17 protein-coding genes are annotated in these 18,106 nt (G+C 35.0%); 11 read left to right on the top strand and 6 right to left on the bottom strand.

Annotated features, from left to right (window positions below):
• Positions 1-86: 86 nt before the first annotated feature.
• The 11 genes from QWY91_RS17355 to QWY91_RS17305 all read left to right on the top strand — a co-directional run bounded on the left by QWY91_RS17355 (position 87) and on the right by QWY91_RS17305 (position 11,484).
• Complete coding sequence (locus QWY91_RS17355; protein ID WP_290236762.1) at positions 87-710, top strand: TetR family transcriptional regulator; 624 nt, start codon at positions 87-89, stop codon at positions 708-710.
• A complete protein-coding gene (locus QWY91_RS17350; RefSeq protein WP_290236761.1) occupies positions 700-2,028 on the top strand; it encodes a TolC family protein in 1,329 nt (442 codons plus the stop codon). The genes QWY91_RS17355 and QWY91_RS17350 overlap by 11 nt, the downstream gene beginning before the upstream one ends.
• 14 nt (positions 2,029-2,042) lie before the next feature.
• Positions 2,043-3,125 carry an HlyD family secretion protein gene (locus QWY91_RS17345; protein ID WP_290236760.1) on the top strand — a complete coding sequence of 361 codons (1,083 nt, stop codon included), beginning with the start codon at positions 2,043-2,045 and terminating at the stop codon, positions 3,123-3,125.
• Positions 3,126-3,128: 3 nt separating this feature from the next.
• On the top strand, positions 3,129-4,724 hold the full coding sequence (locus QWY91_RS17340) for an MDR family MFS transporter (RefSeq protein ID WP_290236759.1): 1,596 nt from the start codon (positions 3,129-3,131) through the stop codon (positions 4,722-4,724).
• 195 nt (positions 4,725-4,919) lie between these two features.
• Positions 4,920-5,333, top strand: coding sequence for a response regulator (locus QWY91_RS17335; RefSeq protein WP_290236758.1), 414 nt, complete (start codon positions 4,920-4,922; stop codon positions 5,331-5,333).
• A 4-nt stretch (positions 5,334-5,337) separates the two neighbouring features.
• The gene (locus QWY91_RS17330; protein WP_290236757.1) at positions 5,338-5,898 is read left to right on the top strand and encodes a heme NO-binding domain-containing protein; all 561 of its coding nucleotides are present in this window, start codon (positions 5,338-5,340) and stop codon (positions 5,896-5,898) included.
• A complete protein-coding gene (locus QWY91_RS17325; protein WP_290236756.1) occupies positions 5,876-8,245 on the top strand; it encodes a PAS domain S-box protein in 2,370 nt (789 codons plus the stop codon). Before QWY91_RS17330 ends, QWY91_RS17325 begins: the two co-directional genes overlap by 23 nt.
• A complete protein-coding gene (locus tag QWY91_RS17320) occupies positions 8,242-9,381 on the top strand; it encodes an FIST signal transduction protein (RefSeq protein ID WP_290236755.1) in 1,140 nt (379 codons plus the stop codon). The genes QWY91_RS17325 and QWY91_RS17320 overlap by 4 nt, the downstream gene beginning before the upstream one ends.
• 1 nt (position 9,382) lies before the next feature.
• A complete protein-coding gene (locus QWY91_RS17315; protein WP_290236754.1) occupies positions 9,383-10,453 on the top strand; it encodes a sensor histidine kinase in 1,071 nt (356 codons plus the stop codon).
• The gene (locus QWY91_RS17310; protein WP_290236753.1) at positions 10,437-10,763 is read left to right on the top strand and encodes an Hpt domain-containing protein; all 327 of its coding nucleotides are present in this window, start codon (positions 10,437-10,439) and stop codon (positions 10,761-10,763) included. The genes QWY91_RS17315 and QWY91_RS17310 overlap by 17 nt, the downstream gene beginning before the upstream one ends.
• 10 nt (positions 10,764-10,773) lie before the next feature.
• Positions 10,774-11,484, top strand: a complete 711-nt coding sequence (locus QWY91_RS17305) for a LytR/AlgR family response regulator transcription factor (protein WP_290236752.1) — start codon at positions 10,774-10,776, stop codon at positions 11,482-11,484.
• Positions 11,485-12,000: 516 nt separating this feature from the next.
• Here QWY91_RS17305 and QWY91_RS17300 read toward each other — a convergent pair.
• The 6 genes from QWY91_RS17300 to prmC form a co-directional block, all read right to left on the bottom strand.
• Positions 12,001-12,417: a hypothetical protein gene (locus QWY91_RS17300; protein ID WP_290236751.1), complete on the bottom strand. Its 417-nt coding sequence runs from the start codon at positions 12,415-12,417 to the stop codon at positions 12,001-12,003.
• A 190-nt stretch (positions 12,418-12,607) separates the two neighbouring features.
• Positions 12,608-13,456: an exonuclease domain-containing protein gene (locus QWY91_RS17295; protein ID WP_290236750.1), complete on the bottom strand. Its 849-nt coding sequence runs from the start codon at positions 13,454-13,456 to the stop codon at positions 12,608-12,610.
• Positions 13,453-15,891, bottom strand: coding sequence for an NAD-dependent DNA ligase LigA (gene ligA / locus QWY91_RS17290; RefSeq protein WP_290236749.1), 2,439 nt, complete (start codon positions 15,889-15,891; stop codon positions 13,453-13,455). The genes QWY91_RS17295 and ligA overlap by 4 nt, the downstream gene beginning before the upstream one ends.
• Before the next feature lie 12 nt (positions 15,892-15,903).
• Positions 15,904-16,572, bottom strand: coding sequence for a VOC family protein (locus tag QWY91_RS17285; protein WP_290236748.1), 669 nt, complete (start codon positions 16,570-16,572; stop codon positions 15,904-15,906).
• A gap of 1 nt (position 16,573) precedes the next feature.
• A complete protein-coding gene (locus tag QWY91_RS17280) occupies positions 16,574-17,182 on the bottom strand; it encodes an LOG family protein (RefSeq protein ID WP_290236747.1) in 609 nt (202 codons plus the stop codon).
• A gap of 11 nt (positions 17,183-17,193) precedes the next feature.
• The gene (gene prmC, locus QWY91_RS17275) at positions 17,194-18,045 is read right to left on the bottom strand and encodes a peptide chain release factor N(5)-glutamine methyltransferase (RefSeq protein ID WP_290236746.1); all 852 of its coding nucleotides are present in this window, start codon (positions 18,043-18,045) and stop codon (positions 17,194-17,196) included.
• Positions 18,046-18,106: the final 61 nt, after the last annotated feature.

The raw sequence follows: 18,106 nt of genomic DNA, 5'->3' as shown, positions 1-18,106 counted from the left end.
CGAAAACGTTTTACGTTAAAAGTGAATTTAAACAATCGTTTAAATTAAACATTTGTTTAAATTTGTGCTCTTTTTCAAAAATCCTGATGATACAATTGAGCGAAAAACAATTACAAATACTCAAAATAGCCGAAGAACTTTTTTCTAAAAATGGTTTTGATGGCACTTCAGTAAGAACTATTGCTAAAATGGCTAATATCAATATTGCCATGATCTCTTACTACTTTGGGAGTAAAGAAAAACTTCTAGAGACGCTGGTTTCTTATAGAATCTCCAATTTTCAGGTCGCTATAGGTAAAACTATCGAAAACGAGTCCACTTATGTAGGCAAAATAGATGCGATTATCGCTCTTTTGATAAAGCGTATACACGAAGGAAGAAAAATTCACAAATTAGTACATTTTGAATTATCAAGAGAAGATCAAAAAATTGATTTTTCTAATTACCTAAAGAAGAAAGATGAAAACATTCAGCTTTTCACAAATCTTATAAAAGCTGGGCAAGCCGATGGTTCTTTCAACAAACATGTAGATATCGAACTTATCGTTCCTACAGTTTTGGGCACCTATTTTAATCTATACTACAATAAAAAAATCTATAGTGAAGCTCAAGGCCTTTTTGATGAAGAGAGCTTCGATCACTATGTTTTAAATAATCTAACCCAACATATTCAAAAAACAATAAAAGCACTTTTAACTTATGAAGCGTAAATTTCTACTGCTCGGAGTTTGTTTGTTTATTGGCTTGTCTGGATTTTCCCAAAAACACCAGACTTTAAGCATTGAGGAAGCGGTAAGCGTTGCACTTAAAAATAGTGATGACGCTAAACTTGCTGAAACAACGATTAAAACAGCTTCGGAAGAACTTAAGGTTACTAAAAACAAGCAATATCCAGATGTTTCAATTTCTGGGCAATATCAATATTTAACCAGTCCTGATATAGATCTTCAACTGGCGCTAGGGAATCCTAATCCTACTGAAGGTGAAACGCAGGAAACAGGAACTCCCGACATCAACCAAATTCTTTTTGGGCAAGCAAGCGTGTCTATGCCAATTTTCTCAGGATTCAAACTACAAAATGCCGTGAACGCTGGGAAAAATAATTTAGAAGCCACAACACTCGAAGCTGCAAATACTACAGAAAAGATTGCCTTACAAACGATCGACATTTATCTAAACCTTTATAAGGCGCAACAAATGGTAGAGGCTATTAAAGAAAATCTTAAAAGTGCACAGCAACGAGTGAAAGATTTCAGTGCCATGGAAGAAAACGGACTTTTAGCAAGAAACGACTTATTGAAAGCACAATTACAGGAATCCAATATTCAGCTTAGTTTAAAAGAAGCAGAAAAAAATGTACGAATCTTAAATTATCGTTTGGCAATTTTCCTGAAAATGCCTGAGAACTCAACCTTCGAGCTACCAACTGAAACTTTTGCGATAACCCCTTCCGTAGAAAAAACAGGCATCAATAGAGCAGATATTGAAGCTTTAGACTTTAGACAGCAAGCTTCAGAAAATAATATAAAAATGGCAAAAGCCGCCTACTATCCCTCTGTTGCTTTACTAGGTGGTTACGTTGCACTAGATGTACAGAATGCGCTTACAATTTCTAACGCAATGAATATTGGTGTTGGTGTAAGCTATGATCTATCAGATATTTTTAAAGCCAAGAATGATGTAAAACTTGCCCAACATAAAGCAGAAGAGCTAAACTATCATATTTCTAAAGCTAAGGATGAGGTTAAAGTACAGGTCGAAAATGCTGAAGAAGAATACCAACTTGCCTTAAACAAATTTGAAGTTTATACCCAGTCACAAGAACAAGCCGAAGAAAATTATCGCATTGTAAAAGATAAATATGATAATGGTTTGGTAGACACCAATGATCTTTTGGAAGCCGATGTAGATCAACTTCAGGCAAAAATAAACAAGACAAATTCGCAAGCAGACATTAGTTTAAAATACTACCAATTATTACAAGCTAAAGGTATGCTTACCAATAAATTCAATATTAAAAACAACTAATCTTTTTTACTAAAATGGAAGAAAAGAAAAAATCCAATAAAAAGTTCATTATCATCATCGGTGCGTTAATCCTTGTAGGAGTTGTATATGGTGGTTACAAATTTATCCATTCGTTATCGCACGAAGAAACCGATGACGCGCAAGTAGAAGCCAACATGAATCCTATCATACCACATGTTAGCGGTTATGTGGAAAAAGTATATGTAAGCGATAATCAAAAAGTGAAAAAAGGCGACACTTTATTAGTTGTTGATAATCGTGATTATAATGTGAAATTACAGCAGGCCAAAGCAAATCTGGCTGCAGCAAAAAGTCAGGTTGGCGTTGCAAAAGCAAGTATTGGGTCTTACCAATCGAATGCAGCAGCATCAACTTCTCAATTTAAATCTGCCGGAGGAAGTATTAAATCTGCGGAAATTAAATTGTGGAGAGCAACTCAGGATTTTAAACGTTATGAGAATCTTTTTAAAAATCATTCAATTACCGAGCAGCAATACGAACAAGCCTCGGCTGCTAAGCAAGAAGCTGAACAGCAATTGGAAATTCTGAAAAATCGGGAGAAAGCTTCTGCCAGCCAACGCAATGCAGCTATTTCTCAAACTGAAATTTCAGAAAATCAAGTAAGTGTCGCTGAAGCAAACGTAGCAAGTGCTGAAGCTGCATTAGATGCTGCAAAATTAAGTATGGACTATACGATAATCACTGCACCAATAGATGGGCAACTATCTAGCGTAGATATCGAACCCGGCCAGTACATTCAACCTGGGCAATCTCTGTTTTACCTAGTAAACACTAAAGATAAATGGGTTACTGCAAACTTTAAAGAAACGCAACTCGAAAAGATGCGAATTGGGCAAAAAGTAGGGATTGAAGTAGATGCTTATCCAGATTACGAATTTGAAGGAGAAATCACTGCTTTTTCACCGGCAACTGGCGCACGTTTTTCTTTACTACCTCCAGATAATGCTACCGGAAATTTTGTAAAAACGGTACAGAGATTACCAGTGAAAATTGAATTTTCTAAACAAAACGACAAAGAAAAAATGCAACGTCTACGTTCAGGAATGAATGTTTTGGTAGATGTACATTTAAAATAAATTATGGCTGAAGCACAAGCTCAAATACAAGACGAAGACAGCCTGGTTGAATATGGGTTTAGAAGAGTAATTATTACCATTACTGCAGTTTTATGTGCTCTTCTAGAAATCATTGATACCACCATTGTAAACGTTGCTTTAAACGATATGCGTGGTAGTCTTGGGGCGACACTCACAGATATTGCATGGGTAATTACAGCTTATGCTATCGCTAATGTGATTATTATCCCAATGACAAGCTGGTTATCTAAACAGTTTGGCCGTCGAAACTATTTTGCGGCATCGATTATTATATTTACGGTCACCTCTTTTCTTTGTGGAAATGCGACCAATATTTGGGAACTCGTAGCCTTCCGTTTTATACAAGGTATGGGTGGTGGTGCACTTTTGGTGACGGCACAAACCATAATTACTGAAAGTTATCCCGTTGCTAAGCGAGGAATGGCTCAGGCAATTTATGGAATGGGCGTAATTGTAGGACCAACCTTAGGACCTCCATTAGGTGGTTATTTAGTAGATCATTTTTCTTGGCCTTATATTTTTTACATCAATATCCCACTAGGTATCATTGCAACTTTCCTAACGATATTATTTGTAAAAAGTCCTAAGTATGGAGATAAACTAAAAGCAAATCAGGTTGATTGGTGGGGGATAATATCATTGACCACATTTATTGGATCGCTTCAATTTGTGTTAGAACATGGGCAGCAAGATGACTGGTTCCAAAACGGAACTATTGTAACCTTATCGGTGATGGCTGTTTTTGGTCTAATTTTATTTATTTGGCGAGAGCTAACTTATGAGCACCCAATCGTAAATCTTAGAGTGTTGCGAGACACTAACCTCAGCATAGGTACAGTACTCACATTTATATTAGGATTTGGCTTATTTGGCTCTACTTTTATAATTCCTATCTACACACAATCTATCTTGGGCTGGACAGCTACAGACGCAGGCTTATTACTCATTCCAAGTTCGATTACTACCGGTTTGATGATGCCAATTATTGGAAAACTATTAGAGCGAGGCGTTCCTCAGAAAATTCTAGCAGCCGCAGGTTTTGGAGTATTTTTCTTATACAGTTTATGGATGTATTTACTAATGACTCCAGATACAGGATCTGAACACATGTTTTGGCCACTTGTAGTTAGAGGTGTAGGTTTAGGCTTATTATTTGTTCCTATTACGACGCTTTCTTTATCCACACTTAAAGGAAAAGATATAGCCGATGGTGCTGCTTTTACAGGAATGATGCGCCAGTTGGGTGGATCTTTTGGTATTGCAATTATAACCACATTTGTTTCAAGATTAACACAACAACATCGTGTGGATTTAATTCCAAATATTAGCGAAATTAACTTTCAGGTGCAACAAAGAATACATGCTTTACAACAGAATTTTATTCAAAAGGGATTCAGTATAAATGAATCTTTAAATAAAGCATATAGCGTTCTGGACGGAAGCATTATGAAACAAGCTACCGTACTTTCTTATATGGATATATTTCTATACCTGGGTATTTTGTTTCTTTTATGCGTCCCTTTCGTTTTAATGATTAGAAAGGGAAAAGGTAAAGTAGACACTAGCGCGGTGCATTAAAAATATTAAATTTTCTGCCTTTTATTAGGTACTTCAAAGCCGTCGGATGCCCCCAAATTCCGGCGGCTTTTTGTATTACATTCCATTCAACTATCCAAATCAACCGCTTAACGACACTAATATATAATTAGACGAATACTGTATTTTCTTTCCTTAAAATATGGCAAATTTGTTCTTATAAGACACCAAAACAAAATGAAAAACAAGCTAACAATCCTTTTTATCGAAGACGATATGATCGAAGTGATGAAATTGAATAGAACAATTTCGTCCTTGTCCTTACCTCACCATATCATTGAAGCGAAAAATGGTGAAGAAGCGCTGCAAATCCTAAATCAAAAAGATCGGTTACCTGATATTATATTTTTGGATTTGAATATGCCTAAGATGAATGGAATAGAATTCTTAAAAATCTTAAAGGCCGATGATGTTTTAAAATATATCCCAACAATTATCTTAACTACCTCTAGTAACCGAAGAGACTTACTAGAGTGCTATAAAATTGGTATTGCAGGTTATATGATAAAACCACTTCGTTATGAAGATTATGTTTCTAAATTGAGTAGCGCCTTAGATTACTGGAGCCAAAATGAACTGATTAAAGGATAAAACTATGAAAGGTATTGTATTTACAGAGTTTCTTGATATGGTTGAAGAGAATTTCGGGATCGAAATTGTAGATTACATCATTAATGAGTCTAAACTTCAATCTGAAGGTATTTATACTTCAGTAGGAACTTATGATTTTGTAGAAATGCAAAGCCTTTTAGTGAATCTTAGTAAAAAGGTCGAAATCCCACTTGATGACCTTATATATAGTTACGGCCTTTACTTCTTCAGAGTGCTTACCACATTGCACCCCGCCATATTTGCATTATACAAAGATCCTATAGAATTGGTATCTTCTATAGAAAATCATATTCACGTTCAGGTTCGTAAATTATATCCGGGAGCAGAGCTTCCTACGTTTAAAGTTGAGAAAAAAACAGAAGATCATCTTGAAATTTTGTATTTTTCAGATAGAGCAATGTATATGTTCGCCAAAGCCCTAATGGAAAAAACTTTTGAACACTACGACCGTGATTCCGAAATTAAGATGGAAAAATTAGCAGAAGACGGAACGCAGGTCAGATTCCTCATCACTAAAAAACATGGAGCCTACCAAAAAAATTGAAGTATTAGAAAGAGCACTAGAAAGAGAAAAGAAAGCAAGAAAACTTGCAGAGAAAATTTTGGAAGAGAAATCTACCGAATTATATGATCTTTCTGAAGCTTTACGACAATCTAATAATCGCCTAAAAGAATTACTGAATGAAAAAACCTCGCAACTAGAAGGGGTTTTTGTTAATATTATCGACGCGTATGTAATCATGGATATTGAAGGCAATGTCCTAAAAATGAACCATGCCGCAAAGCAAATGTTTGGATACGATAACGAGGTGGAGGCTGTAAACCTTCTTACCATGGTACATCCAGACTATGTAGACTATACAACGGCAGCTTTTAAGCAATTATATCATACTGGCAGCTATAACGATTACAAAGCAATGGTAATCACTAAAAGCGGATCTGAAAAGATTGTGCAAATTAACGCCAGTATTATTTATGACCGTGATGGAAAACCGGTTGCTGCACAAGGTGTTGCCAGAGATATTACTGAAGAGATTGCTATCAAAAAGCAGCTTGAAGATCAAAATAAACAACTCGATCTAATTTTCGATAATTCCCCTATTGGTATTTCTCTTACCAATAACAATTTCAAAGACCTTATTAAGATTAATAAGTCACTCATTAATATGTTTGGGTACTCTATCGAAGAGTTTAGAAACCTTACCATTGCCGATGTCACTCATCCGGATGATGATGATCATGGTCAAAATTTAAGAGAAATGGTAGAAGGAAAAATCGATTTCTATACCATCAACAAACGATATATTAAAAAGAATGGTGAGACCTTATGGGCCAAAACCAGAGTTGCTGCTATCCGAGACGAAAATGGGAAAATCCGGCATCAAGTAGCTACTATAGAAGACATCACAAAAGAAAAAATAGCGAAAGAGAAAATTGAAGAATCTGAAAATAGACTTTCAACCTTAATCGTTAATCTTCAAACCGGAATATTACTGGAAGATGAGAATCGTAAAATTCTTTTGACCAATAAAAAATTCTGTAATATTTTCGGTATCGATGCAGATCCTAATCTATTGAAAGGTGTAGACTGTTCGAATTCTGCTGAAGAAAATAAAGTCTATTTTAAAGATCCAGAGCATTTTGTTGCTAGGATCGAAAATCTTCTTCATGAGAAAAAGACTGTTATCGCTGAAGAATTAGAACTTGTAGATGGCCGAATTTTTGAACGAAGCTATATTCCTATTTACTACGATGGAAAATACAAAGGTCATCTTTGGAGCTATGACGATGTAACTATTCAGAAAAATTATAAAGACAGCCTTAAGGCGCAAAAAGAAAAATATAGCAGTATTATCGCTAATATGAATTTAGGTCTTATGGAAGTAGACCTAAATGATAATATTCTTATGGTTAACCAAAGTTTCACCGATATGAGCGGTTATACCAAAGAGGAATTAGCAGGTAAAAAAGCTTCTGATGTTTTTCTAATTCCAGAATCTGCAGCTGAATTTACCAAGAATGATAAATTTCGCAAAAAAGGAGTGTCAAATTCTTATGAAGTTAGAGTAAGAACCAAAGACAATAAATTAAAATATTGGTTAGTAAGTGGTGCACCAAACTTCGACGTTAATGGTAAACTGGTAGGTTCGATAGGAATTCATTTAGACATTACCGAAATGAAACTGCTAGAAACCCAGAAAGAACAACTTCTTAAAAATTTAGAGCAGCAAAACGAACACTTAAACGAATATGCCCATATTGTTTCTCACGATCTTAAATCACCATTACGAAATATTTCAGCCCTTTTGAGCTGGACAAAAGAAGATTTCAGAGAAAAATTAGGAGAGGAGAGTTTGATGAATCTGGATCTTATGCAAGTGAAGGTCGAAAAAATGGATCATCTTATCGAGAATATTCTTAGATATTCTAGTATTGAAGACGGCAATATCCAAAGTCAGGAACTTGATCTGCAAGAATTAGTATCAGAGATTATTGAAATGATTTATATCCCAGATCATATCAATGTAAGTATTTTAAGAACCCTTCCGGTTATTGAAGGTGATCGCACAAGAATTCAGCAGCTGTTTCAAAACCTTTTAAGTAACGCAGTAAATTATATCGATAAGGAACAAGGTTTTGTGGAGATTGATTATACTGAGAATACTACGCATTATACATTCAGCATAAAAGATAACGGTATAGGTATCGAAAAAGAACATCACCAACGCATTTTCAAAATTTTTAATGCTTTAGGTACCCACGAAAAATCTACAGGTGTTGGTCTAAGCATCGTTAAAAAAGTAGTAGATCTATACGAGGGCGATATTTGGTTAGATAGTGAAGTTGGGCAGGGAACTGTATTCTTCTTCAGTTTAAAAAAACAATCATGAAAGTAATTCAGGGTCTAAAGACCAGAAACGCAGCTTGGAAATATACGGGCGAATCTTCAAAAGATGATTTAAAAAATCCACTGGTTTTTATTTTTGGAGAGCGAAAACTGCTGGAAGATCCTGAAGTTATAGAAGATATTCGAAAAGAATTTCCGTATCCAGATCTAATTTTTGGAACAACTGCGGGAGAAATTCTTGGTGAAAAAGTGACCGATAATTCTATCGCAGTAACACTTATTCAATTTGAAAAATCTCATTTTGAAGTAAAAACTGCAAATATACTTGATTACGATAAAAATGGTGAAGCGCTTGGATTTAGCTTGGCAAGCCAGTTCAGTAAAAAAGATCTCAAACATTTATTTATAATTTCTGAAGGTAGTTATGTAAACGGAAGTGCTTTAATAAAAGGAGTGGAAAAATTTACAAAACAAGAAATTATATTAACTGGCGGACTATGTGGAGATGGCTCCAGATTTGAAAAAACAATGGCCTCTTATAATCAAAATCCTAAAGAAGGGGAAATTGTAATGATTGGGCTGTATGGTGAAACACTAGAAGTTAGCTACGCCAGTTATGGCGGTTGGATTCCATTTGGACCAGAACGTCTAATTACAAAGTCCAGAGACAATGTTCTAATAGAGCTCGACGACTTACCGGCGTTAGATCTTTACTCTAAATATTTAGGTAGCAAAGCGAATAAACTTCCCGAAGCGGCATTATTATATCCCTTAAATGTAAAAGAGAAAGACGATAATTTCAGCTTAGTCCGTACGATTTTAAATATCGATAAAGACAACAAGAGTATGATTCTGGCTGGTGACATTCCAGAAGGTGCACATGCACAACTAATGATGGCCACAGTAGATGGCATTGCTGAAGGAGCTGCAAAAGCAGCAGCAGATGCGATGAAAAATCGTTCCAAAAATCCGCAACTTGCATTATTAGTAAGTTGTATTGGTAGAAAGATTGTAATGGATCAACGCGTTGAAGAAGAAATTGAAGAAGTTTCTGAAATTCTAGGAAAACAAGCCCATATTGCCGGGTTCTATTCTTACGGCGAAATTGCGCCTTTCTCTACGAGCACAGCGTGTAATCTTCACAATCAAACCATGACTTTAACCCTAATTAGCGAATAATATGAATTCTCTATTAAAACGGCAGATAAGAAAATATTTCCCTTCAGAATTTATGGATGATGAAAGATTCGAAGATTTCTTTAATGCCGTAGAAGAATCATATAAGACAAATGATGAGCAGCTAAGCATGATCCAGCTGGCGATGAAGATCAGCTCAGACGAATTATTTAGCGCCAACCGAAAGTTAAAATCAGAAGCTGAAAGTCAGAAAGAAATCTTAGATCGTCTAAAATCTGTAATGGCAACTTTAGACATCAATAATAGAGCAGAAAAAGATCAAACTGATGAGGAAATCAATGTATCTAATCTTGCTACTTATATCGAAGAACAATCCAGAGAAATCGCTAAAATCAATAAAGATCAGGAGAAACTATTAAAGAAATTAGAGAAAAAAAATCAGGTCTTATCTGATTATGCGCATATGGTTTCCCATGATCTAAAATCGCCTTTAAGAAGCATTAATAGTCTGGTTACCTGGATGCAGCAAGATTATGCCGACAAAATTGATAAGCACGGAATAAAGAACCTCAACATCATATTACAGAGTGTAGAGAAAATGGATGCACTAATTACGGGCATCCTAAATTATTCTACAATAGATCAGGAAGATTTAGATATTTATGAAGTAGACACTCACCATCTTGTCACTGAAATAAAACAAATAATTTATTGTCCGTCAAACATCAAAATTGAAATTTTAAATGAACTTCCTATAGTAAAAGGGGATAAATTTCGATTGCAACAACTTTTCCAGAATTTGATCCAAAATGCCGTGAAAAGCATTGATAAACCTGAAGGATTAATTAAAATTGGAGTTGAAGAAAATAGCAATTATTATAAATATTCCATAGAAGACAACGGAAAAGGCATTGAAAAGGATCATTTTAACAAGATTTTTCAGATATTTGAAAAAATTGATAATGATTTCACTTCAACTGGAATTGGTTTATCTATCGTAAAAAAGATCATAGATTTTTACGGCGGAAAAATCTGGTTGGAGAGTGAATTATCTAAAGGCACCATATTCTACTTTACATTACCTAAACAAAATTATTATGGAAGAGAAACCTAACTACTCTTACATTAGCCAGTTATCTGGTGGCGATAAAGATTTTGAAGAACAGTTGCTGGATGTAGTTCGATTAGAACTTCCTCAGGAAATCGAAAATTATAAGAAGCATCTTCAAACCAAGATTTTCGATCGTGCTGCAGACGATGTTCATAAGATTAAACATAAAATTAGTATTTTAGGCTTAGAAAAAAGTTATCAGGTCGCTATCGATCATGAAGATCGACTTCGTGAAGAAGTTTTAGATGAAGAATTATATCTAAAATTCGAAGAGATTCTAGAAGCCATGATGACTTTTATTAAGAAAGCCTAAAATATATACTATGCAATGTATTATTGTAGATGATGAAGCAGCAGCGAGAATAATTTTAAAAAGATTAGGTTCTAATAATCAAAATCTAGAAATTCAGGCCGATTTTTCTAATGCCATTGCGGCTATCAAGCATTTGAACCAAAATGAGGTGGATCTAATTTTCCTGGATATTCACATGCCAGATTTTAATGGTTTTGATTTTATCCAAACTATAAAAAATCCTCCTAAAATAATATTATCAACTTCAGACCGTAATTTTGCTATAGAAGCTTTCGAATACGAATGCATCGTAGATTACTTGGTGAAGCCGGTTACCCAGGAACGTTTTGACAAGGCTGTAAAAAAGGCCTTAAATTTTACCGCTCCAAATATTCCTGCAGAAGCTGTAGATGCCAATCCTAAAGAGTCCGGAAATGATCTTTATGTAAATATTGATCGTCGATTAATAAAAATCGATATTCCAAGTATCTATTTAATCGAAGCGAGGGGAGATTATATTTTAGTAAAAACATCTGGTAAAAATTATACGGTACACTCTACCATGAAGAAAATCGAAGAAAAATTACCAGAAAATCTATTTTTAAAAATTCACAGATCTTTTATCATAAACGTAGATAAAATTATCGATATCGAAGATAATAGCGTTTTGATTGAAAAGGACGTAATTCCTGTTAGCCGTTCTAATAGACCTGAATTAATGAAGCGGCTTAATCTTCTATAATTAAAAGTTTAATATCAGATAAACGAAACTTTTTTACCATCCGTCTACACTTTAAAATTCTTCATCGATTAACCAAAAGTTCAGCTCTAAACCTAACGTATATTTGAGGTGTAGTTAAGTGATAAGCTTATCATTTCTCTACCAGTTTTTTGAAATAAGTTTTGTTTTTGAGTTTTAATTTTCAGAGTCAATTATAATTTATTTAAGCCCTACTAAAAATAAATAAATTGACTTCTGAAAAAGGTTTTGGAATCAGCCCGGGATTTAATCTCTGGTACGATAAATGAAGAATAGAATGGTGTGGCTGATACAATACCTTTATGATTGGTAAAGAATATCTAATAATATTTATATTACTATAATTCTAAAATAAAGCGATAAGATTTATTGAGAGATTATGAATTAGTTGGATTATAAGATTGGTTAGTTAGTTGGTTAGGTTAGATTGAAAATGCCGGGAGTGGTTACCCGGCATTTTTTTTTATACTTTTAAAGAAGCTCAAGAGGATTCCTAAATCAGATATAACTTTTAGAAATCTTCCCTATTTCCTTGAAAAGGATATCTCTATTTACTTTACTTTTCAAGTCTAATTTTTTAGATATTTCGCTATCGCAATCCATTGCCATGAATGTTTTTTCTGTAAGTAAAGCTAGCAAATCACGATGAGCTCCATTCATCTTCATAGTATTTACATATACTACGTTTGAACTTGCTTTCATTCTGTTCTTAGATAAAAAACTGAAGAAGGTTTTAACTGAAATTTCCTTGTTGTATTCGAGTATCGTTTTAAAAGATTCGTAATAATCGCCTTTTCCCTGCTTCACTAAATAATTTCTTATTTCATTTTTGTAAAAAGGACTTACAAATAATTGATTAGCACGATGAACAAGACGTTTGGTTTTTAAATGACTTCCGGAATATTTTAACTCCATATAGGGTGGTGGTATTTAGATTTTCAAAAAAAATAATACCATAAAACAAGTAGGTTGTATAGGGCTACTAAATATAGAAAGAGTAGAAAGAGCATACAATACCCATTCGAAGAATTAACCTAAATATATTTACCTCTTAAAATTTTTGATCTTGTAGATCCAGTAATAACTAATCTACAATTAAAAAACTTCAGCTAATTTTCATGATTTTTAATAAGTCTTCTTCAGAAATAATCTTAGTCCCGGCAGATTTTGCTTTAGCCAATTTCGCTTGTCCTGCATTTACACCACAAACTAAATAATTGGTTACTCCTGAAACTGCACTGGTAACACGACCGCCATTTTGGATAATAATGTTCTGCATTTCAGTTTTGGAGAAATTCTGGAAATTTCCGGAAATCACAAAACGGAATCCGCTAAATAATTGCCCAAAACTAGCTAAAGCTTTCCGCCGAATTTGGATATTTTGGCCTTGCTTTTCGGCCATCCAATCTAGGTAGCTTGACGGAAAATCTACACCATGCTCCTGCTGCAATTTCAACTCTTCTTCTACCCTATTCAGTTTTAAAAATAATTCACCGCAAACAAAAGCATCTTCAAGGGCATTGTGATGCTGAAATTGGGGCACTTCAAAAAAGTTAGCTAAAGAACTTAACTTATAACTCGGCAATTGCACCAACTTTCGGGCTCGTTGTAGTGTACAGAAACTTGTATAAGTTGGTAAGTCTAATCCATAACGTTGCAGCGAATAAAGCAATACAGCATTATCGAATTTGGCATTGTGTGCTACTAAAGTTTTCCCTTCAATAAAAGGAATCATTTGTTCCCATAATTGCTCAAAATTCTTTTCATGCTGTACATCCTCATAAGTAATACCATGAATTTGTACCGCAAAAGGATTAAAATAAGCAACTTCAGGATTTATTAATTCGTAAAATTCATCATATTTTTTACCGTTTTTGTATTCTACCATTCCCAACGAGCAGGGATTTTTTCCACTCGCGGTTTCAAAATCAAACGCTACAAAGTCTTCTATCATTCAACCATTTTAAAGAATTCTTCTTCACTAATCATTTTAATGCCTTCTTTTTCAGCCTTCGCTTTTTTACTTGGACCCATTTTTTCACCCACAATTAAATAATCGGTGCTTTTAGAAAGTGCGCTTAAATTTTTACCGCCATTTTCTTCGATTTGTTTTTTAAGCTCATTTCTAGAAACAGAAAATGTCCCAGAAACCACAAAACTTAATCCCTCTAGCTTGTCTGAGGAAGTTTCTTTCGCTTCCATTTCAAACTGTAAGCCTTTTTCTCGTAATCGGTTTACAATCTTTAGGTTTTCTTGGTCGGCAAAAAATTCGGTAATGCTCGTGGCAACGCGTTCTCCAACATCACGAAGTTCGATTAGTTCTTCAGTGGTTGCTGCCATCAATTTATCGATATTCCCAAAATGCTCAGCGATTTTTCGGGCACTTACTTCTCCTACGTCGCTAATTCCTAATGCGAACAGCACTTTATCGAACGTACGTTGTTTAGATGCTGAAACGGAATTCAGGATATTTTCAGTTGTTTTTTTCTGAATACTTATTCGGCTTCGGTCTGAAATTTTACTTATAAAATTATCGAATTTCGGATAATGCTGAAAGCTTTCATTCCGAAGTAATTCGTCAATATAATCTGCATTTTTCAACGCTTCTTTTGCCGGCTGATTTTCCTGATGATCTGGGAATTTTAGATCGATTACTAAATTTACCGAGACACAATCTTCCATCGACGTGTACGCAGAAATATCTACACGTTGCATCGCTGAATTTAAGTCATTCAGAAATCGCTTAAATTTCTTTTCGTCAACACCTTCAACTTCAGCAATATTTAAACTAAAAAGTTCCTCTAATTGTACAATTTCACTCCCTATTTTTTCTGAATCGGCACGTGTAATACTCCCCCAACCCTGGCTAAGCGCATAAATTGCTTGTCCTAATTTTACTTGAAGTTCACCATCTTTTTTAATACCGGCTTCCTCGTTATCTAACCAACGCTCCTGCCCGATTATATCGTCGTACGTAAGAAAATAGAAATCAGAATAATTATTTATAATCTTGTTATAGTAAAGTATTTCGATAGTTCCTTTTCCTAGACCATCAATATCCATGGCTTTACGAGATACAAAATGCTCCATCCTGCCGATAATTTGAGGAGGGCATCCTACGTAATTCGGGCAAAAATGCTGTGCTTCCCCTTCATTACGTTGCAATTCAGTTCCACATTCAGGACAATGGGTAGCATATTTTGTAGGCTCAGAATTTGGATCTCGTTGTTTAAAATCGACTCCCACAATCTTCGGAATAATCTCTCCTCCTTTTTCAACAAAAACCTTATCGCCTTCTCTAATATCTAATTTTTCAATTTGATCGGCATTATGTAAAGAAGCTCTTTTCACAATAGTTCCTGCCAGTTGTACCGGCTCTAAATTGGCAACCGGAGTAATTGCTCCTGTTCGCCCAACCTGATACTTAATTTTATGAAGTTTGGTATTCTCTTGTTCCGCTTTAAATTTATAAGCCATTGCCCAACGTGGCGATTTTGCAGTATAACTCAACTCTTCCTGCTGGCTAAAATCATTTACTTTCACCACCACACCATCTGTCTCGTAAGGCAAATCGTGGCGATGAATGTCCCAGTAATTAATATATTCTAAAACCTCGTCGATATTGTTTTTAAGTTCTGATTCTGCCGGAACTTTAAATCCCCAATCACGGGCTTTTTCTAGACTTTCATATTGAGATGATATTGGAAGATTTTCGCCGGCAATATTATATAATAAACAATCCAGAGGACGTTTCGAAACCTCAGCACTATCTTGCAATTTTAAGCTTCCTGAAGCAGTATTACGCGGATTCGCATACGGTTCTTCTCCGTTTTCTACACGTTCAGCATTTAACTTCGCAAATCCTTCAAAAGGCAAAACGATCTCCCCACGAATATGAAATTTTTCTGGATAATCACCACGCAATTTTAAAGGTACCGATCGTATGGTTTTCACATTGCTAGTCACCTCATCTCCCTGAAAGCCGTCGCCTCTAGTCACCGCCTTTATTAGTTCACCATTTTCATAAGTAAGACTCATCGAAGCGCCATCGTATTTCAACTCGCAGGTGTATTTTATATCGCCATCTACTAACTTGCGAATACGCGTTTCCCAATCTTGCAGTTCTTCTTTAGAATACGAATTAGAAAGCGAATACATGCGATATTCATGAACAATGGTCTTAAAATTTTTAGTCACCGCTCCTCCCACACGCTGGGTTGGAGAATTAGGATCTTCAAATTCTGGATATTTCTCTTCCAGTTCCTGAAGTTCCTTCAGCTTCATATCAAAATCATAATCACTAATTTCAGGATTATCCAAAACGTAATACTGGTAATTATGATGCTGTAATTCTTCACGAAGTGCGATAATTTTCTTCTCGATATCCATGTGATCTCTATGCTAATCTTCTAAATAAATACGATCATTCTTAAATAAAAACGATCCTGTTTTCTCGTTATGTCTAAATGTAATGTCAAAATCTGCTTTGTAAGCAGGATCTTGTGTAGGAAACCAATCTTTTTGTTCGCGATTAATACAAATAATGAGTCCGTTTTCATCACCAATGGCGCAAAAAGGATCTAGGCCTCCATCAAAAATTTTTAATTCAAATTCGTGATGTAATTTTTTATAATACACTTCTATATCACGTACCGCCATGCCGATTTCTGCAACACCCATAAAAGAAGAGGCATTAAATTCATCGTTATGAGTTAAGAACAAATGTCTTCGCGAAATACATTCCATAATATTACTATCGGGATCTTTAAAATAAACCGATTTTGCATTCCAATTGCTAAAATCTATAATTTCTTCCGCTTCATCTTTTTCAATCTTCACTCGTTTCTTAAGCCATTCTAAAGCTAAAAATTCCTGATGAGCCGGAATATGAAATGCGATATGATAAGGTTTCGAATCTTTTTTTTGCTGAAAAAGCATTCTCGTGTACCCCATCTGTAATTGAAAACTGTCTTCAGAAATTTCTATACTACTAAAACCTAGTACATCTCGATAGAATTCCAATTGCTCCTGAAGCCTTGAAGTATATATTTTAAGAAATTCAAACTTCATTTTAAGTCTGACTTTTAGTTATCCATTTAGGAGTAGGTAAAGGTTTAAAAAACTTCATTTTCTCGTACAATTCATCGATTGTTTCAGCAATAATCAATAAATCGTAGTTTTCTTTTTTCAGCAAACCTATATCAACCATCTTGCGCAACATACTAATCAAATCATCATAAAACCCATTGATATTTAGTAACCCGATTGGTTTTTGATGCAAACCTAATTGTGCCCAGGTAATAATTTCAAAAAGCTCTTCAAAAGTTCCAAAACCTCCCGGAAGGGTAATAAAGCCATCACTCAATCGATGCATGGTAAGCTTGCGCTCGTGCATATCTCTAGTGGTGATCAACTCATCCAAATTGGTGTGCACTACCTCTTTGATTTTTAAAAATTCAGGGATTACGCCGGTTACTTTCCCTCCATTTTCCTGAACTCCGGCTGCTACATGCCCCATAAGACCACGTTTACTACCGCCATAAATCAGACGAATGTCATTTTTGGCCAAAAATGATCCAAGTTTTTTTGAAGTTTTAATAATTTCTGAATCTACACCATCGCTGCTAGCGCAAAAAACAGCGATACTTTTTATAGAATTTTGATCTTGTATTTCTTCCAAAATTGCAGGTTTTAAAGTTTACGGGCTTTTAGCATTCTAAAGTTACCAAACATATCTTTTCGAAGCGCTGTTTCAAAACCATGATCTGTCACCATCATTTCGGTTTCAACTCCTAGATATTGATTGATTTCAAAGAATAACAAGCCATTTTTGGCGAGCCCTTCTTGTGCTAATTTCGTGATTTTCTTATAGAAAAGTAAAGGATTTTCGTCTTTTACGTACAAAGCCGTTTCTGGCTCGTAGCGAAGTACATTTTGATGCATTTCTGCTTTTTCTAATTCCCGAACATACGGCGGATTAGAAACGATAAGATCAAATTGTAGTGGCAATTTTTCTGCGGAAAGAATATTCTGCTGAATAAATTCTACGGAAACCTCATTTTTTTCCGCATTAATTTTAGCGATTTTTAAAGCTTCTTCTGAAATATCTATTGCTGAAATTTGAGCTTTTGGCAGATGTTTTTTTAAACTAATCGGGATACATCCACTGCCAGTTCCTATATCTAAAATTTGCAAATCTTGTTTCTGCTGAAGCGAAATCTCATCTAAAATCCATTGCACCAATTCTTCAGTTTCTGGCCGCGGAATTAGCACTCCGGGTGCGACTTTAAAATTCAGGCTAAAAAATTCAGTTTCTCCAATGATATACTGGATGGGTTCAAATACTTTAAGTTTCTCTAAAGCATCTTTAAATTGGCCAATTTCGGCATCGTTTAAAACCTTGTTGGGTTCTAAAGCCATTTGCAATCTGCTTAGTTTTAAATAATGTTCAGCCAACAAATGAAAGAACGACAACACTTCCTCCATTGGATATTTCTCCTCCAAATGTTCTAAGAATTGTTTTTTAAGTTGAGTGATGGTCATTATTGCAGTTTACAGTTATCAGTGGACGGTTTACAGTTTTATTCAGCATTCAGCATTCAGC

The sequence above is a fragment of the Zunongwangia endophytica genome (assembly GCF_030409505.1).
GTDB classification, from domain to species: domain Bacteria; phylum Bacteroidota; class Bacteroidia; order Flavobacteriales; family Flavobacteriaceae; genus Zunongwangia; species Zunongwangia endophytica.
The sequence above is the reverse complement of the archived record's forward strand: the minus strand, read 5'-3'. Positions and strand labels throughout refer to the sequence as shown.

Excerpts from the sequence above, each read along its gene's own strand:
- QWY91_RS17285 (WP_290236748.1), bottom strand. The coding sequence starts at position 16,572 with ATGAAGTTTGAATTTCTTAAAATATATACTTCAAGGCTTCAGGAGCAA.
- ligA (WP_290236749.1), bottom strand. The coding sequence starts at position 15,891 with ATGGATATCGAGAAGAAAATTATCGCACTTCGTGAAGAATTACAGCAT.
- QWY91_RS17320 (WP_290236755.1), top strand. The coding sequence starts at position 8,242 with ATGAAAGTAATTCAGGGTCTAAAGACCAGAAACGCAGCTTGGAAATAT.
- QWY91_RS17340 (WP_290236759.1), top strand. The coding sequence starts at position 3,129 with ATGGCTGAAGCACAAGCTCAAATACAAGACGAAGACAGCCTGGTTGAA.
- QWY91_RS17350 (WP_290236761.1), top strand. The coding sequence starts at position 700 with ATGAAGCGTAAATTTCTACTGCTCGGAGTTTGTTTGTTTATTGGCTTG.
- QWY91_RS17330 (WP_290236757.1), top strand. The coding sequence starts at position 5,338 with ATGAAAGGTATTGTATTTACAGAGTTTCTTGATATGGTTGAAGAGAAT.
- QWY91_RS17300 (WP_290236751.1), bottom strand. The coding sequence starts at position 12,417 with ATGGAGTTAAAATATTCCGGAAGTCATTTAAAAACCAAACGTCTTGTT.
- QWY91_RS17310 (WP_290236753.1), top strand. The coding sequence starts at position 10,437 with ATGGAAGAGAAACCTAACTACTCTTACATTAGCCAGTTATCTGGTGGC.
- QWY91_RS17325 (WP_290236756.1), top strand. The coding sequence starts at position 5,876 with ATGGAGCCTACCAAAAAAATTGAAGTATTAGAAAGAGCACTAGAAAGA.
- QWY91_RS17315 (WP_290236754.1), top strand. The coding sequence starts at position 9,383 with ATGAATTCTCTATTAAAACGGCAGATAAGAAAATATTTCCCTTCAGAA.
- QWY91_RS17355 (WP_290236762.1), top strand. The coding sequence starts at position 87 with ATGATACAATTGAGCGAAAAACAATTACAAATACTCAAAATAGCCGAA.
- QWY91_RS17335 (WP_290236758.1), top strand. The coding sequence starts at position 4,920 with ATGAAAAACAAGCTAACAATCCTTTTTATCGAAGACGATATGATCGAA.
- QWY91_RS17295 (WP_290236750.1), bottom strand. The coding sequence starts at position 13,456 with ATGATAGAAGACTTTGTAGCGTTTGATTTTGAAACCGCGAGTGGAAAA.
- QWY91_RS17305 (WP_290236752.1), top strand. The coding sequence starts at position 10,774 with ATGCAATGTATTATTGTAGATGATGAAGCAGCAGCGAGAATAATTTTA.
- prmC (WP_290236746.1), bottom strand. The coding sequence starts at position 18,045 with ATGACCATCACTCAACTTAAAAAACAATTCTTAGAACATTTGGAGGAG.
- QWY91_RS17345 (WP_290236760.1), top strand. The coding sequence starts at position 2,043 with ATGGAAGAAAAGAAAAAATCCAATAAAAAGTTCATTATCATCATCGGT.